General features: G+C 56.8%; 4 protein-coding genes. All 4 read right to left on the bottom strand.

Annotation, left to right across the window (positions count from 1 at the left end; translation table 11 throughout):
- Positions 1–1009 (bottom strand): insulinase family protein (locus tag M0974_RS12855; protein ID WP_297836894.1); only part of this gene is annotated, 1009 nt, incomplete at its 3' end.
- Positions 1010–1066: 57 nt separating this feature from the next.
- Positions 1067–2719 carry a Na/Pi cotransporter family protein gene (locus M0974_RS12850; RefSeq protein ID WP_297836892.1) on the bottom strand — a complete coding sequence of 551 codons (1653 nt, stop codon included), beginning with the start codon at positions 2717–2719 and terminating at the stop codon, positions 1067–1069.
- 243 nt (positions 2720–2962) lie between these two features.
- Complete coding sequence (locus M0974_RS12845; RefSeq protein WP_297836889.1) at positions 2963–3727, bottom strand: TerC family protein; 765 nt, start codon at positions 3725–3727, stop codon at positions 2963–2965.
- A gap of 71 nt (positions 3728–3798) precedes the next feature.
- Positions 3799–5106, bottom strand: coding sequence for a CitMHS family transporter (locus M0974_RS12840; RefSeq protein WP_297836886.1), 1308 nt, complete (start codon positions 5104–5106; stop codon positions 3799–3801).
- Between the last annotated feature and the right edge of the window lie 279 nt (positions 5107–5385).

Below are 5385 nucleotides of genomic sequence, written 5' to 3'. Positions count from 1 at the left end.
GCTTTGCCTGATCGATATCACCGCGATCAAGGTCTGCGTTCAAGCTCATGAAGCCGGTGTCGCCAAAGACTTCACGCTCGCTCCATGGTCCGTAAGAAAGGCCGTCCTCCAGGCGCAACGTGCTGTACAGCGCCCAATCAAGGTAGTCCTGAAGCAGTTCATACGTTTCATCATGCTGCTTCTCCAGCACCGGCTCTGGGAAAAACCAATGCAAACGAGCGCCCTCGCCCACGCCGCCTTTGGCCAGCGTGCGTTCTGCATCCGCCTCATGGCTGATGCCTGGAAGGGGTGGATGGTCGCCGGGTTCAGTCGCGATGAGCTGGCTGTAAGTGCGCTCCAGATACGCCGGCAACAGGCGATCAAGGTCACCGACCACGATCAATGTCATGTTGTTGGCTGCGTACCAGCCGGTGCGCACTTTTTCAACCTGCTCTAGGGTCAACGACTCGATATCGGGTCGCTCTGCGCAGTTCAGCCCGAGTTCAACAGCTAACTGCTTGCTGGCGTTGTGGCCAAGGTCTTTGTGATCGAGCCAGCGCTGCAGGTGTGAGTAGTGGCCGCCGTCTTCGTGCTCAACGATGCGTTTGGCCGCATCCAGGGTGTTTTGATTGATGCGGCTGCGGGTCAGGATGCCCATCAATAAATCGAGCACTTGCCGTTGGTTGCGGGCCGGCGCTTCGATAACGAAGGTGGTATCGGCGCTGCTGGTGAAGGCGTTCCATTCACCGCCCAATGCTTGCATGCGTTCCTCAAGGCCACCTTCCCCGCGATCATCAATGCCGCTGAACAGAAGATGTTCAAGCAGGTGTGGGAGCTCTTTCTCATTACAGCCGAAGTCGTCAAACCCGACGCCGACCACTAGGCGGATGGCGACATGACCTTTGTCATAGCCGGGTTTGAGCAGAATTTGCAGGCCATTGGGTAACTCGTAGCCCTCAAGCTGATAACGATCCAGGGCCATTGAAACTGCAGAAATCAGGAACAGACAAACAAACAGCAGGCAACGCATAACGCGGGCTTCCTTGCGGGCCGATATCTTTAACAGACTTTATTGGCCCGGGGTCGTTCACAACGGCTGTTCGGTTCCGGCGTCGCTGGGCAACGCCCCGGTGTCTGATGTTTCAAGCACCGCATAGGCGCTGCTGCAAAATAGCGAGTTAAGGCGCTTCATGTCGGCGATCAACTCCAGGTGCAGTGAGCTGGTTTCCAGACTCTGCACCACCTTGCGCTGTAGACGGCTGACATGGGCATGCGCCAAACGTCTTTCCTGGGCGCGGAACCTGCGCTTCTCACGAAGCAATTGCCGGGCGCTTTCCGGGTCGGCGCTGACAAATACCGACAAGCCCAGACGCAAATTCAACAGTAACTGGCTGTGCAACCCAGACAGTTCCTCAAGGCCTACTTCGGAGAATGAGCGCCGCTGAGAGGTCTTTTGTTGCTGGACTTTGCGCAGCATGCGCTCAATCAGGTCGCTGGCCAGTTTAAGGTTGATCGCCAGTTCGATGATTTCTGCCCAACGCCGGCTGTCTTGCTCGCCCAAGTCTTCGCGAGGCATTTGGGCCAGATACAGTTTAATCGCGTTGTACAGCGCTTCGGCGTCGTCGTTTAGGCTGCGCATTTGCGCCGTGACGGAGGTTTGCGTGCCGCGCAGCACTTCCTGCATGGCGTTGAGCATGCTTTCGATCAAATCGCCCAAGCGTAGGGTTTCGCGCACGGCGTTGGCCAGCGCCAAGCTAGGTGTCACCAGTGCGGTGGCGTCCAGATGTCGGGGTTTCGCCACGCCGCTGGTTTCTGGGCGCTCAGGCAGCAGCCAAGCGCAAAGGCGTGCCATTGGGCCAACGCTGGGCAACATCAGCAGACAGCGCAGCGTGTTGTAGGACACGTGGAAGCTGATCACCAGACTTTGCGGGCTGAAATCCAGTGAGTCCATCCACGCCACCAACGGATTGAGGACGGGAATGATCAGCAGCAGACCGATAAGCTTGTACAGCAGGCTACCGAGAGCGACTTGTCGGCCGGCAACGTTTTGCATACTGGTGCTTAAGAACGCCAACAAGCCACTGCCGATGTTCGCGCCAATGACCAGACCAATTGCCACCGGCAAACTGATGATGTCGGAACCCGCGAGGGTTGCAGTCAACAGCACCGCAGCAAGACTGGAGTACGAAATCAAGGCGAACATGGCGCCAATAAGGGCGTCGAGCATGATGTCGCCGGTCAGCGAGGCGAACAGTACTTTCACCCCTGATGCGTGGGTGATTGGTGCCGCCGAGGTGACAATCAACTGCAAGGCAAGAATGATCAGCCCCAGGCCGATGCCGACCCGTCCGAGCTGCCCGGCGCGGGTTTGCTTGCGCGAGAGAAACAGAATCACGCCCAAGAAGATCAGCAGCGGTGATAGCCAGGACAGGTCGAAGGTCAGGACCCGCGCCATCAGTGCCGTACCGACGTCCGCGCCGAGCATGATTGCCAGCGCCGGGGTCAAGGCCATGAGCCTTTGGCCAACGAACGACGTCACTAGCATGGCGGTGGCATTGCTGCTCTGTACCAGCGCTGTGACGAGGATACCGGCAATGAACGCCAGAGGTCGCTTGGACATGTTCTGGCTGAGTATGCGGCGTAACTGTGAGCCATACACGCGGAGGATGCCGGTACGGACGATGTGCGTACCCCAAATCAGCAGGGTCACGGCGGATAACAAATCGAGCAGGGTTAGCATAAAAAGGCCCCCTGAGGTCACCCGAGCCGGGTGAGAAATGAAAGGTGCAGCATGAAGCGAGCGCGATAGGTGTTAACGGGCTTTTCTAGCGCTCTCCTAAGCTTTAGTCGGCTTGTGGCCTTAGCGCCAGCATCGCATACGCGATAGTGTCTTTGAAACAAAACTGTCATAAATCAGTGAATTGAAATGCAATGCAAAACGGGGCACTCGATGCCCCGTTTATCTGTTGTCGGCAGTTATTAATTAGCCGAGGGTGTCTTTGCGCAGTCTGACAGGTTCGCTGGGCTTTTTCTTTTTCGCCATAGACGTGCGCATTTTTATGTTAATGGCTTCAACCGCCAGCGAGAAGGCCATGGCGAAATACACGTAGCCCTTGGGCACATGTACGCCAAATGCTTCCGAAATTAACACCACGCCGACCACGATCAGGAATGAGAGCGCCAACATCTTCAGCGAGGGATGCTTATCGATGAAGTCACTGATAACCCCGGCGCACGCCATCATCACTAGTACTGCCACGACGATAGCGGCGATCATCACTGGTACGTTGGAAACCATGCCGACGGCTGTAATCACTGAATCAAGCGAGAACACGATATCGATAATTGCGATCTGGATGATCGTATAGAAGAACTGACCGCCCTTGCCCTTTGGCTCACTGGTGGATTCTTCTTCGCCTTCCAAACCGTGATAAATCTCCTGGGAGCTTTTCCACAGCAGGAACAGGCCACCAAAGAACAGAATCAGATCGCGCCCGGAAATACCCTGGCCGGCAACCACAAACAGGTCTGCAGTCAGGCGCATGACCCACGTGATCGACAACAGCAGCAAGATCCGGGTGACCATGGCCAGCGCCAGACCAAAAATCCGCGTGCGCGGCTGCATGGGTTTAGGCATGCGGCTGACGAGGATCGAGATCATGATGATGTTGTCGATGCCGAGGACGATTTCCAAGGCGGTCAGGGTAAAGAAGGCAACCCAGATTTCAGGGTTGGTCAGCCATTCCATAAGTAATCCTTTAAGCGGTTAAGCCCCGTTTCCCGCACTTTCACGCGGCCTTTGGGGGTGAATCGTCAGCTTCATAGACTGCTGTAGAACGGGAATATCCCCATCAGCAATGCGGCGAACATTATGCACAGGCAAACCAGAACTGCCCATTTGAGGGTAAAGCGCTGGTGATCGCCAAATTCGATGCCGGCCAATGCCACCAACAGGTAGGTCGACGGCACCAAGGGGCTTAGCAGATGCACGGGTTGACCGACGATCGATGCGCGGGCCATTTCCAGGGGTGTGATGCCGTAGTGACTGGCCGCTTCGGCGAGGATCGGTAGTACGCCATAGTAGAAAGCATCGTTGGACATGAAGAAGGTGAACGGCATGCTGACCAGTGCAGTAATCACTGCGAGGTAGGGGCCGAGCGCATCCGGGATCACTGCCAACAGGCTTTCGGACATGGCCTTGACCATGCCGGTGCCCGACAGAATACCGGTAAAGATACCGGCGGCGAAGATCAACCCGACGACTGCAAGAACGCTGCCTGCATGGGCTGCGATACGGTCTTTTTGCGCTTGCAGGCAAGGATAGTTAACAATCATCGCGATACTGAACGCGATCATGAACAGGACGGGCAACGGTAGCAGGCCGGCGACCAGAGCCGCCATTAACGCGAGGGTTAGGCAGCCGTTAAACCAGATCAGTTTCGGACGACGGGCCTCCGGGAACTGCGAAACGCTGATTTCACTGTGGTCGACGTCATCGCCCGTCAAGTGCAGTTCACCCAAGCGAGCCCGTTCACGCTTACCGTAGGCATAGGCGATCAACAGAATAGCGACGACGCCCACGAGCATTGCCGGGATCATCGGCACGAAGATATCCGAAGGGTCGACATGCAGGGCGCTGGCCGCCCGTGCGGTTGGACCGCCCCAAGGCGTCATGTTCATCACGCCACCGGCCAGAATGATCAAGCCGGCCATGATTCGCGGGCTCATGCCCACACGGCTGTACAGGGGCAGCATGGCCGCAACACAGATCATGTAGGTGGTGGCGCCATCACCGTCGAGCGACACCACGAGCGCAAGCACGGCTGTGCCGACTGAAACCTTGACCGGGTCCCCTTTTACCAGCTTGAGGATCAGGCGTACTGCCGGGTCGAAAAGACCGGAATCGATCATCAGGGCGAAATACAGAATGGCGAACATCAGCATCACGCCCGTGGGCGCGAGCTTGGTGATGCCTTCGAGCATCATTGGGCCGATGCCGGCGGCGAAACCACCAAACAGGGCGAAAGCGATGGGGACCAGAATCAGAGCGATCAAGGCCGACAGGCGTTTGCTCATGATCAGGGACATGAACGTAATGACCATGGTGAAGCCAAGGAAGGTCAGCATGGGAATACAACAGGCAGGGATTGGCCATACAGGCGGACACTTGCGGACATCAGGATCACCGTTTTTATAGGTTTTGTTGTTCAGCGGCCGATCTTGTGTCGGCGACGGAGGCGATCCTAAAGGGACAAGCTTTCAGTCAGCTTTCGAGGGGTGAGATTTCCTAAAGAGGGTTTGGCGTGCGTTACGGTAACTCCAACCCGCCCGCCGCTTTGTGCAGAGCGCGTAGGTGCTCGCCGATTTGCTTGAGATTGGCTTCGTTGGAGGCGATTTCTGCAGCGC

Origin of the sequence: Pseudomonas sp. (assembly GCF_026224925.1) — a bacterium.
In the GTDB taxonomy this organism is placed as follows: Bacteria; Pseudomonadota; Gammaproteobacteria; order Pseudomonadales; family Pseudomonadaceae; genus Aquipseudomonas.
Note: the sequence above shows the minus strand (reverse complement) of the source record. Positions and strands in the feature narration are given on the sequence as shown.

Coding starts and splice junctions, on each gene's coding strand:
- M0974_RS12845 (WP_297836889.1), bottom strand. CDS start 3,727: ATGGAATGGCTGACCAACCCTGAAATCTGGGTTGCCTTCTTTACCCTG.
- M0974_RS12840 (WP_297836886.1), bottom strand. CDS start 5,106: ATGCTGACCTTCCTTGGCTTCACCATGGTCATTACGTTCATGTCCCTG.
- M0974_RS12850 (WP_297836892.1), bottom strand. CDS start 2,719: ATGCTAACCCTGCTCGATTTGTTATCCGCCGTGACCCTGCTGATTTGG.